This window comes from Rhizobium sp. 9140, from assembly GCF_900067135.1.
Lineage (GTDB): Bacteria > Pseudomonadota > Alphaproteobacteria > Rhizobiales > Rhizobiaceae > Ferranicluibacter.
Map to the genome: position 1 here is coordinate 727,122 of NZ_FJUR01000001.1, position 17,879 is coordinate 745,000.

Annotated in this window: 17 protein-coding genes; 7 read left to right on the forward strand and 10 right to left on the reverse strand. The window is 63.5% G+C overall.

Annotated elements, in window-relative coordinates; translation table 11 throughout:
* Window positions 1-20: 20 nt before the first annotated feature.
* From GA0004734_RS03250 to hisB, 6 genes are all read right to left on the reverse strand, one after another.
* The gene (locus GA0004734_RS03250) at window positions 21-344 is read right to left on the reverse strand and encodes a phosphoribosyl-ATP diphosphatase (RefSeq protein ID WP_092931159.1); all 324 of its coding nucleotides are present in this window, start codon (window positions 342-344) and stop codon (window positions 21-23) included.
* Window positions 341-1,150 (reverse strand): imidazole glycerol phosphate synthase subunit HisF, encoded by an 810-nt coding sequence (gene hisF / locus GA0004734_RS03255; RefSeq protein WP_092931161.1) that lies wholly within the window; start codon window positions 1,148-1,150, stop codon window positions 341-343. Before hisF ends, GA0004734_RS03250 begins: the two co-directional genes overlap by 4 nt.
* A complete protein-coding gene (gene hisA / locus GA0004734_RS03260; RefSeq protein ID WP_092931163.1) occupies window positions 1,147-1,890 on the reverse strand; it encodes a 1-(5-phosphoribosyl)-5-[(5-phosphoribosylamino)methylideneamino]imidazole-4-carboxamide isomerase in 744 nt (247 codons plus the stop codon). The genes hisF and hisA overlap by 4 nt, the downstream gene beginning before the upstream one ends.
* Window position 1,891: 1 nt before the next feature.
* Window positions 1,892-2,542, reverse strand: a complete 651-nt coding sequence (hisH, locus tag GA0004734_RS03265) for an imidazole glycerol phosphate synthase subunit HisH (protein ID WP_092931165.1) — start codon at window positions 2,540-2,542, stop codon at window positions 1,892-1,894.
* Window positions 2,542-3,024, reverse strand: a complete 483-nt coding sequence (locus GA0004734_RS03270) for a DUF2628 domain-containing protein (RefSeq protein ID WP_092931167.1) — start codon at window positions 3,022-3,024, stop codon at window positions 2,542-2,544. Before GA0004734_RS03270 ends, hisH begins: the two co-directional genes overlap by 1 nt.
* Window positions 3,025-3,129: 105 nt before the next feature.
* Window positions 3,130-3,735, reverse strand: a complete 606-nt coding sequence (gene hisB, locus GA0004734_RS03275) for an imidazoleglycerol-phosphate dehydratase HisB (RefSeq protein WP_092931169.1) — start codon at window positions 3,733-3,735, stop codon at window positions 3,130-3,132.
* A 199-nt stretch (window positions 3,736-3,934) separates the two neighbouring features.
* On the opposite strand from hisB, the gene hslV reads away from it, so the two are divergent.
* The 6 genes from hslV (at window position 3,935) to GA0004734_RS03305 (ending at window position 11,130) form a co-directional block, all read left to right on the forward strand.
* Window positions 3,935-4,492 carry an ATP-dependent protease subunit HslV gene (gene hslV, locus GA0004734_RS03280; RefSeq protein WP_092931171.1) on the forward strand — a complete coding sequence of 186 codons (558 nt, stop codon included), beginning with the start codon at window positions 3,935-3,937 and terminating at the stop codon, window positions 4,490-4,492.
* A complete protein-coding gene (locus GA0004734_RS03285; RefSeq protein WP_092931173.1) occupies window positions 4,482-5,006 on the forward strand; it encodes a GNAT family N-acetyltransferase in 525 nt (174 codons plus the stop codon). Before hslV ends, GA0004734_RS03285 begins: the two co-directional genes overlap by 11 nt.
* The gene (gene hslU, locus GA0004734_RS03290; protein ID WP_092931175.1) at window positions 5,003-6,310 is read left to right on the forward strand and encodes an ATP-dependent protease ATPase subunit HslU; all 1,308 of its coding nucleotides are present in this window, start codon (window positions 5,003-5,005) and stop codon (window positions 6,308-6,310) included. Before GA0004734_RS03285 ends, hslU begins: the two co-directional genes overlap by 4 nt.
* A gap of 156 nt (window positions 6,311-6,466) precedes the next feature.
* Entirely contained in the window at window positions 6,467-7,432 is a 966-nt protein-coding gene (locus tag GA0004734_RS03295) for a DUF1402 family protein (protein ID WP_245292325.1), read from the forward strand.
* A 43-nt stretch (window positions 7,433-7,475) separates the two neighbouring features.
* Window positions 7,476-8,870, forward strand: coding sequence for a cytochrome P450 (locus GA0004734_RS03300; protein ID WP_092931177.1), 1,395 nt, complete (start codon window positions 7,476-7,478; stop codon window positions 8,868-8,870).
* 100 nt (window positions 8,871-8,970) lie between these two features.
* On the forward strand, window positions 8,971-11,130 hold the full coding sequence (locus tag GA0004734_RS03305; RefSeq protein ID WP_092931179.1) for a malate synthase G: 2,160 nt from the start codon (window positions 8,971-8,973) through the stop codon (window positions 11,128-11,130).
* A 203-nt stretch (window positions 11,131-11,333) separates the two neighbouring features.
* Here the strand turns inward: GA0004734_RS03305 and GA0004734_RS03310 are convergent, their stop codons facing one another.
* A complete protein-coding gene (locus GA0004734_RS03310; protein ID WP_092931181.1) occupies window positions 11,334-12,005 on the reverse strand; it encodes a L,D-transpeptidase in 672 nt (223 codons plus the stop codon).
* Between the two features lie 200 nt (window positions 12,006-12,205).
* Here GA0004734_RS03310 and GA0004734_RS03315 point away from each other — a divergent pair, with 200 nt between their 5' ends.
* On the forward strand, window positions 12,206-12,736 hold the full coding sequence (locus tag GA0004734_RS03315; RefSeq protein ID WP_092935851.1) for an MmcB family DNA repair protein: 531 nt from the start codon (window positions 12,206-12,208) through the stop codon (window positions 12,734-12,736).
* Window positions 12,737-12,740: 4 nt separating this feature from the next.
* Here the strand turns inward: GA0004734_RS03315 and GA0004734_RS03320 are convergent, their stop codons facing one another.
* The 3 genes from GA0004734_RS03320 to hrpB form a co-directional block, all read right to left on the reverse strand.
* Window positions 12,741-13,334, reverse strand: a complete 594-nt coding sequence (locus tag GA0004734_RS03320; protein ID WP_092935853.1) for an ActR/PrrA/RegA family redox response regulator transcription factor — start codon at window positions 13,332-13,334, stop codon at window positions 12,741-12,743.
* Window positions 13,335-13,404: 70 nt separating this feature from the next.
* Window positions 13,405-14,739 (reverse strand): ActS/PrrB/RegB family redox-sensitive histidine kinase, encoded by a 1,335-nt coding sequence (locus tag GA0004734_RS03325; RefSeq protein ID WP_092931183.1) that lies wholly within the window; start codon window positions 14,737-14,739, stop codon window positions 13,405-13,407.
* Window positions 14,740-17,214 (reverse strand): ATP-dependent helicase HrpB, encoded by a 2,475-nt coding sequence (gene hrpB, locus GA0004734_RS03330; protein ID WP_092935855.1) that lies wholly within the window; start codon window positions 17,212-17,214, stop codon window positions 14,740-14,742.
* Window positions 17,215-17,879: the final 665 nt, after the last annotated feature.

The window sequence follows — 17,879 nt, forward strand, 5'->3', positions numbered from 1 at the left end:
CCTGTTCTGCGCCGCGATGGTCACGTCTTTCGGCTCGCCTTCTCCTCCAGGCCTGACCGGACAGTGCGCCCTTCAAGCTCCTCCAGAACCTCCTGTAACGGAACGTCGGCAATTTTCAATACCACCAGCAGGTGATAAAGGAGGTCTGCACTCTCGGAAACAAGCTCCCGACGATCGCCGGAGACAGCGGCGATGACCGCTTCCACGGCCTCTTCGCCAAGCTTCTTGGCAGCGCGTGCCTGTCCCTTTTCAACGAGTTTGGCGGTCCACGATGTCTCGGGCGAGGCCTTTGCCCGCTCCGCGACGATGGCTTCAAGATCGGAAAGAGAAAACCGGGTGGTCACAGCACGCTCTCCCCCTGCGCCGAGCCGTCGAGCCGCATCGGAATGCCGCGTTCCGCCATGTAGCGCTTGGCTTCGCCGATGCTATAAGTGCCGAAATGGAAGATCGAGGCGGCGAGGACAGCGGTCGCATGGCCATCGCGAATGCCTTCCACCATGTGATCGAGCGTGCCGACGCCGCCCGAGGCGATAACGGGAACCGTTACGCGGTCGGCGATGGCACGGGTCAGTTCGAGGTCGTAGCCGATCTTGCTGCCGTCACGATCCATCGAGGTGACGAGCAGTTCGCCCGCGCCCCGCTCGACCATGCGGGCTGCGAAATCCACCGCGTCGATGCCGGTTGCCGTTCGCCCGCCATGGGTGAAGATCTCCCAGGCGCTGGTGCCCTCCACCCCCGGCGTTACCCGCCGCTTGGCGTCGATCGAAACGACGATGCACTGGTTGCCGAACTTGTCGGCCGCCTGCGCCACGAAGTCGGGATCGCGCACGGCAGCCGAATTGATCGACACCTTGTCTGCGCCGGCGAGCAGCAGCCGGCGGATATCGCCGACGCTGCGCACGCCGCCCCCAACGGTGAGCGGCATGAAGCAATGTTCGGCGGTGCGCTCCACCACATCGAAAATCGTATCGCGTCCGTCCGACGAGGCGGTGATGTCGAGGAAGCAAAGCTCGTCGGCACCGGCGGCGTCATAGGCCTTGGCCGATTCGACCGGGTCGCCGGCGTCGATCAGATCGACGAAGCTGACGCCCTTGACGACACGCCCGTCCTTGACGTCGAGGCAGGGTATAACGCGGGCCTTGAGGGTCATGCTGCGCGTCCTCTTGCACGGTTGAGAACGGCAAGCGCCTCGGCCGGGTCGATCCGCCCGTCATAGAGCGCCCGCCCGGAAATCGCGCCTTCGAGCTTGGCCATGTCTGGTGCCGCGAGGCGATGGATGTCCTCCATGGAGGCAAGGCCACCTGACGCAATAACGGGAATGGCGACCGCATCGGCGAGCGCCAGCGTGCCGGCCCAGTTGATCCCGGCGAGAATGCCGTCGCGATCGATATCGGTATAGATGATGGCTGCGACACCGGCGCCCTCGAAGCGCTCCGCAAGTTCGATCACGCCGAGTTCGGACGCCTCCGCCCAGCCCTCGACGGCGACCTTGCCGCCCTTCGCATCGATACCAACGGCCACCTTGCCCGGAAACAGCCGGCAGGCCTCTTTCACGAGTGCCGGATCGCGCACCGCAACGGTGCCGAGAATGACGCGGGCGAGACCTCTGGCGAGCCAGCTTTCGATATCGCCAAGCGTGCGGATGCCGCCGCCGAGCTGGACCGGGTTAGTGGTCGATCGGAGGATCGCCTCGACGGCTGCACCGTTGACCGTCTCGCCGGCAAAAGCGCCATTCAAATCGACCACGTGCAGCCATTCGAAGCCTTGATCCTGAAAGGCTTTTGCCTGCGCTCCGGGATCCGGATTGTAGACTGTGGCCTCTGCCATGTCGCCGAGCTTCAGGCGCACGCAAGCGCCGTCTTTAAGGTCGATCGCGGGAAAAAGGATCATATCAGGGCTTCCAGCGCAGGAAATTGGTCAACAGGGCGAGGCCGAGCGTCTGGCTCTTTTCCGGATGGAACTGAGCGCCTGCCTTGTTCTCATGGGCGACGAAGGCGGTCACGGGTTCGCCATAGGTCGTGGTCGCGACGAGGTCGTCGGGGTTTTCGGTCGCAAGATGATAGGAATGCACGAAATAGGCGTGCAATCCATCCGACCCGGTCGGAATACCGGTAAACAGTGCATGCGGCCGGTTGAGCGTCAGCGTGTTCCACCCGATCTGCGGAATTTTCAAGGTGCTATCCGCCGGCTTCATCTCGATGACGTCGCCCTTGATCCAGCCGAAACCCTGCGTCGTCGCCTTCTCCAGCCCGCGCGAGGCCATCAGCTGCATGCCGACGCAGATGCCGAGGAACGGCTTGCCGGCCTTCTCGACACCTTCGATGATGGCTTCGCTCATGCCGTCAACGGCGGAAAGACCGGCCCGACAATCGGCATAGGCGCCAACGCCCGGCAGCACGATCCGGTCGGCACTCGCCACGCGGTCCGCCTTGTCGGTCAGGTCGATCTCGGCATCGATGCCGGCCTCGCGGGCGGCGCGCTCGAAGGCCTTGGTGGCGGAACGAAGGTTCCCGGATCCGTAATCGATGATCGCAACGCGCATCAGCGGCTCCCGTAGGTGTCGAACAGGCCGAAGCCCGGATTGGCAGGGTCGATGGTCCTGACCTCGTTCAGGCCAAGGCCAAAACGCGGCAGAGGCGGGGCGGGATCGGTGGCGAGATCGTGGAGCGTCGCGCCATACATAGCCTCGGCCGTTTTCAGATCCGGCGCAGGCACGACGGCTGCAAGCGCAAACCCGCGTTTTTCCAGCCGATGCGCGAGATAGGTCGGCCCTTCCAGCGCCACGAGAAGCCGCAGCGCCAGTTCGATCAGAATGGCGGCAAGCCCGGCACCGGCCAGTCCGCCGGACGCCGTCATCGCGCTCTGAAGGATGAAGACGGCGATGCCGGAGGCCCATTGGCGCTTGAAGAGAAGCCAGAAGGCGGGAAAAACGAAGGCAGGCCAGGCGAAACGGTCGGCAACGAAAACCGCATCCGCGCTGTCGGGCCGCGCACCGGGCGGGAGATAAACCAGAAACGGTGTCATAGGCAGCCTGCTCTCAACAGATAAGGTCTTCTCTTTCAGGAAGACGTGTCTCGACGTGGCCGAGACCACGCCTGCCCGGCGTCCACGCTGCGGAAAAGTCCGGCCTTAAGCCAGTGTTCCCTTGGTGGAAGGAATGCGGCCGGCCTGGCGGGGGTCGATCTCTGTTGCCGTGCGCAGCACGCGGGCGACCGCCTTGAAGCATGTTTCGGCGATATGATGGTTGTTCGCGCCGTAGATGTTCTGGATATGCAGCGTGATACCGGCATTCTGCGCCAGCGCGTGGAAGAACTCCCGCACCAGCTCCGTGTCGAACGTTCCGATCTTCGGCGAGGAGAAGGCAACGTTCCAGACGAGGAAAGGACGCCCGGAAACGTCCACCGCCGCCCGCGTCATCGTCTCGTCCATGGCAAGGTCAATCGACGCGTAGCGCGTAATGCCGCGCCGGTCGCCGAGCGCCTTCGCGATGGCCTGACCGACGGCGATACCGGTGTCCTCGACGGTGTGGTGATCGTCCACATGCAGATCGCCCTTCGCCTCGATTGTCATGTCGATCAGCGAATGGCGCGACAGCTGGTCGAGCATATGGTCGAAGAAGCCGACGCCCGTCGAGATGGTCGAGGTCCCGGTGCCGTCGATTGCGACGGACACGGAGACGGACGTCTCGTTGGTCTTGCGGGATATGCTGCCGCTGCGGCCTTCTGCCTCTGCCATCGGGAACTCCAGTCTGTGAAAGTCGCCTGATATCAGGCCGGCCGGAAAATATCCAGCTTCGATTATCCGGCTGCGATCGCCGGACACACGGTGCTTGCGGCACCCTTTGCAATCGCCGTGGCCATTCTTACATAGATCGCGACATCAAGCATTCAAACGCCCCGGAACCGTGCCGGGAGCGGAAAGCAACAGGACGTTCATGAGCGAACATAACCCCTACGGAACCATGCATGCGACCACGATCATCACCGTGCGCAAGGGCGGCCAGGTGGTCATGGCCGGCGACGGTCAGGTCAGTCTCGGCCAGACCGTGATGAAGGGCAATGCCCGCAAGGTGCGCCGGCTCGGCAAGGGCCAGGTCATCGCGGGCTTTGCCGGCGCCACGGCCGATGCCTTCACGCTTCTCGAGCGGCTCGAAGCCAAGCTGGAACAGTATCCCGACCAGCTGATGCGGGCAGCCGTCGAGCTTGCCAAGGACTGGCGGACAAACAAGTACCTGCGCAACCTCGAAGCGATGATGCTGGTCGCCGACAAGTCGATCACGCTGGCGATCACCGGCAATGGCGACGTGCTGGAGCCGGAACATGGCACCATCGCCATCGGTTCGGGTGGCAACTACGCCTATGCCGCCGCCCGCGCGCTGATGGATTCGGATCGCACAGCCGAGGAAATAGCCCGTCGCGCCATGGAGATCGCTGGCGATATCTGCGTCTATACGAACGGCAATATCGTCGTCGAGACGCTGGATGCCGCCTGAGCCCGGCGACCCTTACGTCTTTCGCGCCCTGCGCCACGAGGATTTTCCGCGGCTGGCGCAGTGGCTCGGCGAGCCGCATGTCACCGAATGGTGGGGCGCGGCGGAGGTCGAGCTCGTGGCCGTCGCGCAAGCGATGAAAACGGGAGAGACGCGGCCGATGATCGTCGAATGGGAGGGACGACCGCTTGCCTACCTCCAGACCTACGATCCGCACCGCGAGGCGGACCATCCCTATCGCGACCAGCCGGTGGGAACGCTCGGCCTCGACATGGTGATCGGCCTGCCCGATGACATCGGCAAGGGTCATGGCGGGAAGATAGCCGCAAGGCTTGCCGACCGGCTTTTCGCCACGGGCACGAAGCGGATCGTCATCGATCCGCACCCCGAGAATTCCCGCGCGATCCGGGCCTATGAGAAAGCCGGATTCCGCTTCGTCGACCAGCGTCACAGCCTTTACGGTCCGGCCCATCTCATGGCGCTGGATGCCCAGATTGAAGAAACGGATACAGTATGACAACCTTTTCCCCCCGCGAGATCGTTTCCGAACTCGACCGCTACATCATCGGCCAGCACGATGCGAAACGCGCCGTTGCTATCGCCCTTCGCAACCGCTGGCGCCGCCAGCAGCTTCCCGACGAGCTGCGCGATGAGGTGATGCCGAAGAACATTCTGATGATCGGACCGACCGGTGTCGGCAAGACGGAGATTTCGCGGCGCCTCGCCAAGCTCGCAGGCGCCCCCTTCATCAAGGTCGAGGCTACGAAATTCACCGAAGTCGGCTATGTCGGGCGCGATGTCGAACAGATCATCCGCGATCTGGTCGAGGTCGGCATCGGCCTCGTGCGCGAGAAGAAGCGCGGCGAGGTCAAGGCGAAGGCGCACCAGAATGCCGAGGAGCGTGTGCTCGACGCGCTGGTCGGCAGCACCGCCTCGCCCGCCACCCGCGACAGCTTCCGCCGCAAGCTGCGCGACAACGAGTTGGACGACAAGGAAATCGACATCGAGGTCGCAGACACGGCGAGCCCCGGCGGCGGCTTCGAGATCCCCGGCATGCCCGGCGCCAATATCGGCGTGCTCAACCTGTCGGAAATGTTCGGCAAGGCCATGGGTGCCCGCACGAAGAAGGTGCGCACGACGGTCAAGCAGTCCTACGCGCTCCTGATCGACGACGAATCCGACAAGCTGCTCGACAACGAGCAGATCCAGCGCGAAGCCGTTCGCTCGGCCGAAAACGACGGCATCGTCTTCCTCGACGAAATCGACAAGATCGCCGCTCGCGATGGCGGCATGGGAGCAGGCGTTTCCCGTGAAGGCGTGCAGCGCGACCTGCTGCCGCTGGTCGAAGGCACGACGGTCGCGACGAAATACGGGCCTGTGAAGACGGACCACATCCTTTTTATCGCGTCCGGCGCTTTCCATGTGTCGAAGCCATCCGATCTTCTGCCCGAACTTCAGGGCCGCCTGCCGATCCGGGTGGAACTGAAGGCGCTGACCAAGGAAGACTTCCGCCGCATCCTGACGGAAACCGAGGCGAGCCTGATCCGCCAGTACAAGGCGCTGCTGGAGACGGAAGGCGTGACGCTCGACTTCTCCGACGATGCGCTCGACGCGCTGGCGGATGTCGCCGTCATGCTGAATTCCAGCGTCGAAAACATCGGCGCGCGTCGCCTGCAGACGGTCATGGAACGCGTGCTCGACGAGATCTCGTTTGCGGCTCCCGACAAATCGGGCGAGGAACTCAACATCGATGCCGAATATGTGCGCAAGCATGTCGGCGACCTCGCGGCCAATACGGATCTGTCGCGTTACATCCTTTGACGAAGCGGACGTCGGCTTCCTCATCACGTTTTGGGCGTGCGGAGGAAGCGGTTGCGGGGAGGCGCGGAATGGCGGAGGAATGACGGATGGCATGATTCCGACACCTTTACGCCGCATCACCTAAGCGAACCGCCGCACCCTCTGGAGACTGAAGCCTTGCGCAAACTCGTTCCCGCTCTCGCCCTCATCACCGCCCTGATTGCTTTGGGTCTGATTGCCGCGGGCGCGCCGGCGAGAGCAGAGATGCGTGTCATGCCGGAGGGCAACCGCAATGCCGAGCAGCCGTCAGTACCCGGCGCTTCGGTCCGCCGCACCAAGGCGGGAAAGTCGACGTTCGACGCGAAGTACGAGAAGGTTCGCCAGCTTCTGGCAACCGACAGCAAGCTGATGGGCAAGATCAAGTCCACCGCGCGCGCTTATGGCATCGACCCGATCCACATGGTCGGCGCCATCGTCGGCGAGCACACCTATAATGTCGATGCCTATGATCGGCTTCAGTCATACTACGTCAAGGCGGCGGCCTACGCCGGCAACAGTTTTCGCTTCGCTTATGATGGCGAATCGATCGCCGACTTCGTTGATCGCCCACAATTTTCGGTCTGCGCCGGCAAAAAGGGCTCCTATGCCTTGTGGAGTTGCCGGGAGGGCGTCTGGGACAAGGACTTCCGCGGCGAAACGGTCGGGGGTACCTCGTTTCCGAACAACCGCTTTTCGGCCGTCTTTTTCCAGCCCTTCTATGCCGGCCAGACCTTCGGTCTCGGTCAGATCAACCCGCTGACGGCACTGATGATGACCGACACCGTTGCGCGGGTGTCCGGCTATGAGCGGCTGGACGAGAACAGCGCGGCCGACGTTTACCAGGCGATCATGGACCCCGACCAGTCGCTCGCCTACATGGCGGCCGTCATCCGCCATTCCATCGACGTCTACCGTTCGGTGGCCGACGTCGATATTTCCGACAATCCCGGCATCACGGCGACGCTCTACAATATCGGCAATCCCGACCAGCGCGCAGCAGAGCTTGCAGCGAAGAACCGATCGGGTGCCGCACAGTGGCCGGAGGAAAACTATTATGGTTGGCTGGTGAACGAGAAGCTGACGGAATTGAAGGCGCTTCTCTGAAACACATAAGACCGGCCCCCGCAGTCAAAGGTCAGAACTGCCCATGGATATGATCTCACGACCCTTCGAGCCGCCGGCCCCCGTTCCGCGCACGCAGGACCTCTCCAAGTTCGAGGTGCTCCGGACGGTCCTGCGAAACCCGCTCGAGCTCTGGAGCGAGCCGTCCTATACGCTGCCCTGGATCGAGACGCGGTTCGTCAACCAGGATACCCTGATCGTCAACGATCCCGGCCTGATCCGCTATATCCTCGTTGAAAACGTCGCGAACTACGAAATGTCGGAGGTTCGCCGGCTGGTCCTGCGGCCGATCCTGCGTGATGGCCTGCTGACGGCCGAAGGTGCCACGTGGAAGCGGACCCGCAAGGCGGTGGCGCCGGTGTTTACGCCACGCCACGCCAAGGGCTTCGCCGACAAGATGCTCTCGACCTGCGAGCATTACGCCAGCCGTTACGATCGCGCGGTCGATAGGCACGGTTTGATCGATATCGCCACCGACATGACGGAGCTAACCTACGATATCCTCGCGGAGACGCTGTTCTCCGGGCAGATCGCTGCGGAAACCGAGAGCTTCACACGGGATGTCGAGACGCTGCTCGGCAGCATGGGCCGTGTCGATCCCATGGACATGCTGCTCGCGCCGCCCTGGGTTCCGCGCGTCACGCGTTGGGGCAGCGGCAAGCTTATGCGCCGCTTCGGAACGGTGGTAGCCGCAACCATGGAGGAGCGCCGCCGGCAGATGCGCGCCCATCCCGACACGGTGCCGCAGGATTTCCTGACCCTCCTTCTGGAGCGGGAAGGACCGGAAGGCCTGCATGCCGACGAGATCTCCGACAATATTCTCACCTTCATCGGTGCCGGCCACGAGACCACGGCCCGCGCGCTCGGCTGGACGTTCTACTGCATCGCCCATGCGCCGGAATTCCGAGCGCTGATGGAGGCGGAGATCGACCGCGTCATCGGGGATGGCACCGACCCGGTCGATTGGCTGGAGAATATGCCGCATGTGCGCGCCGCCTTCGAGGAATCCATGCGGCTTTATCCCCCGGCACCATCGATCAACCGGGCGGCCATCGAGGCGGACAGCTGGACGTCGCCGAGCGGCGAACGAATCGACATCGCCAAGGGCGTCTCAGTGCTTGTCATGCCCTGGACGCTCCACCGCCATACACTCTACTGGGAAAGGCCGCGCGCTTTTATGCCGCAGCGGTTCCTGCCCGGCAATCGCGAGAGCCTGCACCGCTTCCAGTATCTCCCCTTCGGGGCCGGCCCGCGCGTCTGCATCGGCGCGACCTTCGCCTTGCAGGAGGCGGTTATCGCGCTCGGCGTGCTGATGAAAACCTATCGTTTCGACGTGACGCCGCAAACCAGGCCTTGGCCGGTGCAGAGGCTGACGACGCAGCCTCAGGGCGGCATCCCCATGCGCGTCACGCGGCGCTAAGAGACCCGCAGGGTTTTCCTTCATGATCAGAAAACGTTGACTTCACGGCGTTCGTGAGGACATTGCAATGCACGCAACGGGGAAAGAGCGAGGAGACCTCATGAGCCGCATCGATATTCAGGGTTTGCAGATCGAACAGGGCCTTTACGCCTTCATCGTCAACGAGGCGCTGCCGGGAACCGGAATCGAGGCCGGCCCTTTCTTCGAGAGCTTCTCGGCGATCGTCCATGATCTCGCACCGAAGAACCGGGACTTGTTGCAGGTTCGCGATGCGTTGCAGGAGAAAATCGACGCCTGGTACCGCGAAAACGGCGTGCCGGTCGATCTCAAGGCCTATACCGACTTCCTGACCGAGATCGGCTACCTTCTGCCGGAAGGCCCGGATTTCACGGTTTCGACCGACAACGTCGATCCCGAGATCGCTGCGATCGCCGGGCCGCAACTCGTCGTTCCCGTCATGAACGCACGTTATGCACTCAACGCCGCCAATGCGCGCTGGGGCTCTCTCTACGATGCGCTCTATGGCACGGACGCGATTTCCGATGAGGGCGGCGCGGAGAAAGGCAAGGGCTACAACCCGGCGCGCGGCAGCAAGGTCATCGCCTGGGCGCGCAACTTCCTTGATGAGAGCGCGCCCCTTGACGGTGCCAGCTGGACCGACCTCCGCTCGATTTCGGTCGCGGACGGCCGGCTGACCCTCAATGACGGAGCGCTTTCGCTGAAGGACCCGGCCCAGTTCGCAGGCTTCACGGGCGACGCCACAGCGCCCGCGTCGATCTTCCTCACGCGCAACGCGCTGCATGTCCAGGTCGTCATCGATGCGACGACCGCGATCGGTGCCGGTGACCCGGCGCATATTTCTGACGTCGTGCTCGAATCCGCCATCACCGCCATCATGGACTGCGAGGATTCCGTTGCCGCCGTCGATGCCGAAGACAAGACGCTGATCTACCGCAACTGGCTCGGCCTGATGGACGGCACGCTTGCCGAAGAGGTTGCCAAGGGTGGCCGCAGCTTCACCCGCCGGCTCAATCCGGATGTTACCCTGACGGCACCCGACGGCAGCGAAACCACGCTGAAGGGTCGCGCGCTGATGCTCGTGCGCAATGTCGGTCACCTCATGACCAATCCGGCGATCCTCGACCGCGACGGTCGCGAGGTTCCTGAAGGCATCATGGATGCCGTGATCACGGCGCTGCTCGCGCTCCGGGACATCGGCCCCTCCGATCGCCGCATGAACTCGCGCGAAGGCTCGATGTATGTCGTCAAGCCGAAGATGCACGGGCCGGACGAAGTCGCCTTCGCCTGCGAGATCTTCACCCGCGTCGAACAGGCGCTGGGCATGGCGCCGAACACGATCAAGATGGGCATCATGGACGAGGAGCGCCGCACGACGGTCAACCTCAAGGCCTGCATCCGCGCCGCGCGCGAGCGTGTCGTGTTCATCAATACAGGCTTCCTCGACCGCACGGGCGATGAAATCCATACATCCATGGAAGCCGGGCCGATGATCCGCAAGGGCGACATGAAGCAGGCGGCGTGGATCGCGGCCTATGAAAACTGGAATGTCGATATCGGCCTCGCCTGCGGTCTTGCCGGACATGCCCAGATCGGCAAGGGCATGTGGGCCATGCCGGATCTGATGGCCGCCATGCTGGAGCAGAAGATCGCTCATCCCAAGGCCGGCGCCAACACCGCCTGGGTTCCCTCGCCGACGGCGGCGACCCTTCACGCGACGCATTATCACACGGTCGATGTCGCGGAGGTCCAGAAGGGACTGAAGAGCCGCCCGCGCGCCCGGCTCGACGATATCCTGTCCATCCCCGTGGCCACCCGCCCGAACTGGACGCCGGAAGAGATCCAGCGCGAGCTCGACAACAACGCACAGGGCATTCTCGGCTATGTCGTGCGCTGGATCGACCAGGGCGTCGGGTGCTCCAAGGTTCCCGACATCAACAATATCGGCCTGATGGAAGATCGCGCCACGCTGCGCATTTCCGCCCAGCATATGGCAAACTGGCTGCACCACGGCGTCGTCTCGGCCGATCAGGTCACCGAGACCCTGAAGCGCATGGCCGGCATCGTCGATGGCCAGAATGCCGATGATGCCGCCTATCGCCCGATGGCTGCGGATTTCCAGGGCTCGGTCGCCTTCCAGGCAGCCCTCGATCTCGTCTTCAAGGGCCGCGAACAGCCGAACGGCTATACCGAGCCGGTCCTGCACCGCCGCCGTCTCGAACTGAAAGCGGCCTCGCGATAGCGAGGCCCGTCAGGGCAAGGCGCCGCAGTTGGTATAAGTCGAATGAAAATCTGGCCTTCCGGCCAGAGATTTTCGCTGGTTCTTCTTACCGGTTCGCGAAGCGATCAGCCGGAAACCGTATAACGACATGGGATACGCATAAAAAAACCCGGAGCGATCCGGGTTTTTCTCTGAATGGCGGCGATGAGGCCGTGATCGGCCAATTACTGCTGAACGACGACCAGCGTGTTCTTGCCCGGGCGAACGCGGGAATACAGGTCGATGATATCCTGGTTCATCAGGCGGATGCAGCCCGAAGACGCAGCCGTGCCAATGGAATTCCACTCGGGCGTACCGTGGAGGCGGAACAGCGTGTCCTTGCCTTCGTCATTGAAGAGATAGAGAGCGCGCGCGCCGAGCGGGTTGCGCAGGCCCGGACCCATGCCGGCCTCGACATATTGGGCGACGTCGGGACGACGCTGCGCCATTTCCTTCGGCGGATGCCATGTCGGCCATTCCTGCTTCCACGCGACATAGGCGCGGCCCTGCCAGGCGAAGCCCTGCTTTCCGACGCCGATCCCGTAGCGAACGGCCTTGCCGCCGGGCAGCACGTAATAGAGGAAACGGTTCGGCGTGTTGACCACGACCGTTCCGACCGGCTCGTTCGTCGCGTAATCGACGATCTGGCGATGGAAGCGCGGATCGACACGGTTGATCGGGATCGCCGGGAGCGCATAACCATGATCTTCGACCGGGCCATAGCCGTCGGAGAAGATCTGGTTGGTCGCGACATGCTGGATCGGCGTATTGGACGCGGTGACGGGTGCCGTCGAGCAACCGGCTAGAGCGACGCTTGCCAGAAGGCTGCACAGGAAGAATGCGTTGCGGGTGCGCATGAGAATCTCTTAAAAGGAAGCGAAGGACGGCTCGAGTGGTTCGACCATCAGCCACTACGCTTATTTTCCATTCGCCGGGTCCTTGCAAGGGAATGCGCTGCAGCATGAAGTTCTGCTGATTCAAATTCGTCATGGATGGTTTTTTTGCAACAAGGACCACGATCCAAGCACTTGAAGCGCATGCCAGACAGGAAGATGCCATGCCGATCGTCTCGCTCCACGCCACCACGCCGCTCGTCGATGGGCGCCAGTCCCGCCGCGCGATGCTCGTCCGCCGCGGCCTGCAACGCTATCTCTACGATCTGCGACACGCGGTCATGCCGGAACTGACGCTTTCAGGAGGTCGCCGGGCCGATCTTGCCTCGATTTCGCCGAAGGGCGAGATTTGGATCGTCGAGATCAAGACGTCGATCGAGGATTTCAGGGTCGATCGGAAATGGCCGGATTACAGGCTGCATTGCGACAGGCTGTTCTTCGCCACCCATGCGGAGGTGCCGCTCGACATCTTCCCGGACGATTGCGGCCTGTTCCTCTCGGATGGCTACGGCGCCGACATGATCCGCGATGCGCCGGAGCACCGGCTCTCGGCTCCGCAACGCAAATCGGTCACGCTCAATTTCGCCCGGGCCGCAGCCCAGCGGCTGATGCTGGCGGAATGGTGCGTCGGCGGCGCGGGCGATGCCTCGCCGTTGCAGGACATCATGTCCGGCGCGCAGGACGGCGCGCTCTGACGTCCTATTTCGGCGCCCGCTTTGCGAGGATCCGCTGCAGCGTCCGCCGGTGCATGTTCAGCCGGCGCGCCGTCTCCGACACATTGCGTTCGCAGATCTCGAACACCCGCTGGATATGCTCCCAGCGCACGCGGTCGGCCGACATCGGGTTTTCCGGCAGTTCTGCCTTGTCGCCGTCGCTCTGGACGAGGGCATTGTAGACCTCGTCGGCATCCGCTGGCTTCGACAGATAGTCCACCGCCCCGAGCTTCACCGCGTTCACTGCGGTCGCGATATTGCCATATCCGGTCAGCATGATGATGCGCGTGTCGTCCCGGCAGCCGCGGATCGCTTCGATCACGTCGAGGCCGCTGCCGTCGCCGAGCCGCAGATCGACCACCGCATATTTTGGCGGATGCCGCTTTGCCTGGGCAATGCCGTCGGCAACCGATTCGGCGATCTCGACCGTAAAGCCGCGCTGCTCCATTGCCCGCGCCAGCCGGCGCACGAACGGCCCGTCGTCATCGACGATCAGCAGCGACGGATCGAGCCCGATTGCATCGTCAGCGGCAGGTCCAACAGTCTCGCCGGCCGGCCCGGCATCGGCTTTCTCGCTCATGGCGCGATCCTTCATGTCTCTCTTGGGGAATAGATAAGGATCGGCTACGCCGTGGGAAAGGCGCAACCCTTCATTTCGCCGGCTTGGTGTCCATCAGATGCCGCGGCCATTCGACGCTGACACGCGCGCCCGGCTTCTCCGGCCCGCCATTCTCGAAGGCAAGCGTCGCGCCGGACCGCTCCAGCAGCGTCTTGGCGATGAACAGCCCGAGCCCGAGTCCGCCCGCGGTATCGTCCCGCTGCCGCCGCGTAACGTAGGGTTCGCCGATGCGGCTCAAAATATCGGGCGCATAGCCGTCGCCATCGTCCTCGATCGTCACCGAGATGCGCCCGGCCGAATGGCTTACGGTGACGACGACCTCGGTCTTCGCGTAATCGACCGCGTTCTCGACGAGATTGCCGAGCCCGTAGAGAATGCCGGCATTGCGCGTGCCCACCGGCTCGCCCTTGCGACCGGACGTCTCGACCAGCTTGATCTCGATGTCGAATTCCCGATGCGGCGCCAGCACCTCCTCGATCATCGAGGAGAGCGGCAGATAGCGCATATGCGCTTCGTCGTTGGAAGAGAGCGTCGTCAACCGCCGCAGGATGTCGCGGCAACGTTCGCTCTGGCTGCGCAGAAGCTGGACGTCCTCGCCATATTTCGGATCGCTGCCAAGCTCGCGCTCCATCTCCTTTGCCACGACGCTGATGGTCGCCAGCGGCGTGCCGAGCTCATGCGCGGCCGCTGCCGCCAGCCCGTCGAGCTGCGACAGATGCTGCTCGCGCTGCAGCACCAGCTCGGTCGCGGCCAGGGCCTCGGCCAGCTCGCTTGCCTCCAGCGAAACGCGATAGGTATAGAAGGCGGCAAAGGCGGTGGTCGAGACGATGGCAAACCAGAATCCCACCATGAGGGCCGGCGGCACCACGAGCACAGCGCCATCGTACCAAGGCAGGGGATAGGGCGAAAAGGCAAGCGCCGTGACGCCTGCCACCGCCAGAAGCGCAAGCGCGACACTGTACCATTTCGGCTGGGAGGCCGAGGAGATGATCACCGGAACCGAGACGAGCGGCGCGAACGGATTGGCAATGCCCCCGGTCATGTAGAGAAGGGCCGTCAGCTGCGCGAGGTCGATGCCGAGAAGCGTAAAGGCTGCGACCGGATGGAGCCTGTGCGCGGGTGGATAGCGCAGCGTCAGATAGATGTTGACGACGGCGAGAAGCGCGATCAGCAGAAAACAGGCGATCAGCGGCATCGGAAACCGCAGCCACAGTGCCACGATGATGATGGCGATCGACTGCCCGGCCACTGCCAGCCAGCGCAGCCGCACGATGGTTTGCAGCCGCAGCGAGCGGCTGGCGGTCGGATCGTCCGGCTCGCGCGATCCGGTTGCCGCGGTCTCCAGGGCCGTATCCTGATGTGCCATTCACGTTCCCCTTGGTTTGGCGCGCGCCGTCGGCGCGGCCTGTGCCGGGTCTTCCGGCCAGGCGTGCCTGGGATAGCGCCCGCGCATGTCCGCGCGCACCTCCTTCCAGGAGCCCGTCCAGAAACCCGGCAGATCCCGCGTCGTCTGAATGGGCCGCTGGCCGGGTGATACGAGTTCCAGAAGCAGCGGTATACGCCCTCCGCCGATGGACGGATGCACGGTCAGCCCGAACAGCTCCTGCACCCGGATCGACAGCACCGGCTCGTCGCCATCGTAGCGGATCGGATGACGGTTGCCTGTCGGCGCTTCGAAATGCGTCGGCACGAGCGTCGCGAGGTCTCTCGATGCGCCGGGAACAAGCGATATCAGGCCCTGCGTCAGGCTGCCCGGCTCGATCTCGCTCAATCCTCGCGCATCCGTCTGGAAGGGCACGAACCAGTCGTCAAGGCAGGCAAGAAGACCTGCATCGGAGACGTCGGGCCAGGGATCTCCGAGTGTCCGGTTCAAAAACCCCATCCGGTCCCGCAACTGGCGCCCCTCCTTCGAGAATGGAAGCACGTCCAGCCCCAGCATCTGCACGCCGTCCGCCAGAGCGCGCGCCGCATCCGCCCCGGCCGGCCGCGCCATCGGCGTCTCCTCCAGCACAATGGCGCCGATCCGCGTCACGCGTCGCGCCCGCACCTGCCGGCTCTGGCGGTCGAAGAAGGTCTCGTTCCCGGTCGTGATCGCGGACGGCAAATGTTCCTCGACATCCCCGAGTCGAATCTCGGCCGCCGAGAGAATCCGGTGCCGTCCGGCCGACCCGGTGACGTCGGCGATGACGAGCATGGTGGCGCCGGCCAGCCGCTCGGTCTCGGCGAGCTCCGCACCGCGCCCGTTCGCCATCACGAACCGCCCGCGTCCGCCCCGCTGCAGGGCGATCCGGTCGGGAAAGGCGCGGATCAGCAGAGCGCCGGCGAGCACCGGCCCTGCCGAAGCATGGCGCTGGATGCCGAGCCCCGCTGCCATGCGCCGCGCAAGCCCGCGCGCCGCTTCGCCCCTCGGGCTCCGATCTCCGCGAAACTGCCGCAGCCGATCTTCCAGATCGACCGACGTTCCCCCGAGACCCTGCTCCGTCAGAAGCACCGCGATCTCACAGGCCGCCATCCCCTGACCTTCGCCCGCCGCACCCACCGCCATGGCAGCAAGCCGGGGCGGCAAGGCAAGCTCGCGGATCTGCCGGCCCGCCTCCGTCAGTCGCCCCTCGGCATCCACAGCCCCAAGCGAGGCGAGCAAGGCTCGTGCCTCGCGCCAGGCGGGCGCTGGCGGAGCGTCGAGAAAGGACATGGAGGACGGCTCGGTCACCCCCCAATGCGCGAGATCGAGCACGAGGCCCGAGAGATCGCTGGCGAGCATCTGCGGCGGCGTGAAGGCCGGCAGCGCGGCTGTCTGACCCGGATGCCAGAGCCGGATGGCGATCCCGGGCTCCGTTCGTCCCGCGCGACCGGCCCGCTGGTCCGCCGATGCTTTGGAAACGCGCACGGTTTCGAGCCGCGTAATCCCGGTTGCCGCCTCATAGGCCGGCAGGCGCTGCAACCCGCTATCGACAACGATCCGCACGCCATCAATGGTGATCGACGTCTCCGCGATCGATGTGGCCAGAACCACTTTCCTTTGCCCGCCGGAGACGGGCCGGATCGCGCGATCCTGTTCGGCCTGGCTGAGCGTTCCATAAAGGCCGATGATATCGGTCGATGCGGGCAGGCGACCCTGCAACCGCTCGATCGTTCGTTTGATCTCCGCCTGACCGGGCAGAAAGCCAAGGATCGAACCATCCTCGCTCCGATGTGCCTCGATAATCGCCCGCGCCATTGCGTCCTCGATCCGCTCGTTCGGCAATCGTTCGCCATGACGGATATCGATGGGAAAGCTTCGGCCATGGCTTTCGATGACGGGGGGATGGCCGAGCAACGCCGCTACCCGTTCGACGTCGAGCGTTGCCGACATCACGAGAATACGCAGATCCTCGCGCAAGGCGGCACGCACATCGAGTGCCAGCGCCAGCCCCACGTCGGCATCGAGCGACCGCTCGTGGAATTCATCGAAGAGAACGGCCGCAACACCCGTCAGTTCGGGATCGTCGAGAACCATGCGCGCGAAAACGCCCTCCGTCACGACCTCGATCCGCGTCCGCGCGGAAATGCGACTGTCGAGCCGCATCCGGTACCCGACCCGTTCACCGATCTCTTCGGAAAGAAGAGACGCGATTCGTCCGGCTGCAGCCCGTGCAGCAAGCCGCCGCGGCTCCAGAAGAATGATCCGACCGTCTCCCCTCCACGGAGCATCGAGCAGAAACGGCGGCACAAGCGTGGTCTTGCCTGCGCCCGGTGGCGCAGAGAGTACGGCGACGCCACTCTCGGAAAGCGCGGTGCCGATCTCGCGCAGGACGGCTTTGACAGGAAGGTCGGGAAGGGAAGCAAAAACAGGCTCGGTCATGCGGCCATAATACAGGGAGGTGACAGAAAGTGCACGAAGCTGGCGCACACATCCAAAGCACTGATAACCGATGCGTAACCGATGCGGCCAGACACAACTCTCCGAACGCTGAAAAGCTGATTCCCCGAGCTTGTCGCGGCCAAAAGAGAAGCTCAACGCAGCTTAAGAGGTCACGCAAACGAGAAAACTATTAAGTTACAATTAGTTACAAGAAATGTCATTTTTTTGAAACACAGCTGTTGACGAAACGTCATCGCCGGATCTATAAACCGCACACCAACGAGGGCGGCGGCGCTGCTGGCGACCGACGAACTCGCTCTGAAGTTTCTTGACTTTGTGGCGGCTTGGCGGTTTCGGGCAGATGTGCTTGAGGCTCTTGTGTGGAAGATTTTGCGGTGTTTTTGCTTTCGGGCATTGAGCATTTGCGGTGAGACTGGGCTCTGGCTCTGTCTGTTTTTTGACAATTGAAGATGAGAAAGAGAAACGTGGGCGGCGGACGTTGCGCGGATCTGAGAGAGCTTTCGGGCTTTTGACGGTTCATGGAATAGACTTCGACGGTCACGTTTTTGGAATGGAAGTACAAGCGCTCTCGGCGCTGCGGGGTTTCGGCTTTGCGGTGTTTTGAGGGTGTAAGACCTTCCGTTCAATTCCAAAAGAACAACGAC

Excerpts from the sequence above, each read along its gene's own strand:
- GA0004734_RS03310 (WP_092931181.1), bottom strand. The coding sequence starts at position 12,005 with ATGCGCACCCGCAACGCATTCTTCCTGTGCAGCCTTCTGGCAAGCGTC.
- hrpB (WP_092935855.1), bottom strand. The coding sequence starts at position 17,214 with ATGACCGAGCCTGTTTTTGCTTCCCTTCCCGACCTTCCTGTCAAAGCC.
- hslV (WP_092931171.1), top strand. The coding sequence starts at position 3,935 with ATGAGCGAACATAACCCCTACGGAACCATGCATGCGACCACGATCATC.
- GA0004734_RS03305 (WP_092931179.1), top strand. The coding sequence starts at position 8,971 with ATGAGCCGCATCGATATTCAGGGTTTGCAGATCGAACAGGGCCTTTAC.
- hisB (WP_092931169.1), bottom strand. The coding sequence starts at position 3,735 with ATGGCAGAGGCAGAAGGCCGCAGCGGCAGCATATCCCGCAAGACCAAC.
- hisH (WP_092931165.1), bottom strand. The coding sequence starts at position 2,542 with ATGCGCGTTGCGATCATCGATTACGGATCCGGGAACCTTCGTTCCGCC.
- GA0004734_RS03285 (WP_092931173.1), top strand. The coding sequence starts at position 4,482 with ATGCCGCCTGAGCCCGGCGACCCTTACGTCTTTCGCGCCCTGCGCCAC.
- GA0004734_RS03325 (WP_092931183.1), bottom strand. The coding sequence starts at position 14,739 with ATGGCACATCAGGATACGGCCCTGGAGACCGCGGCAACCGGATCGCGC.
- GA0004734_RS03320 (WP_092935853.1), bottom strand. The coding sequence starts at position 13,334 with ATGAGCGAGAAAGCCGATGCCGGGCCGGCCGGCGAGACTGTTGGACCT.
- hisF (WP_092931161.1), bottom strand. The coding sequence starts at position 1,150 with ATGACCCTCAAGGCCCGCGTTATACCCTGCCTCGACGTCAAGGACGGG.
- GA0004734_RS03270 (WP_092931167.1), bottom strand. The coding sequence starts at position 3,024 with ATGACACCGTTTCTGGTTTATCTCCCGCCCGGTGCGCGGCCCGACAGC.
- GA0004734_RS03315 (WP_092935851.1), top strand. The coding sequence starts at position 12,206 with ATGCCGATCGTCTCGCTCCACGCCACCACGCCGCTCGTCGATGGGCGC.
- hslU (WP_092931175.1), top strand. The coding sequence starts at position 5,003 with ATGACAACCTTTTCCCCCCGCGAGATCGTTTCCGAACTCGACCGCTAC.
- GA0004734_RS03300 (WP_092931177.1), top strand. The coding sequence starts at position 7,476 with ATGGATATGATCTCACGACCCTTCGAGCCGCCGGCCCCCGTTCCGCGC.
- hisA (WP_092931163.1), bottom strand. The coding sequence starts at position 1,890 with ATGATCCTTTTTCCCGCGATCGACCTTAAAGACGGCGCTTGCGTGCGC.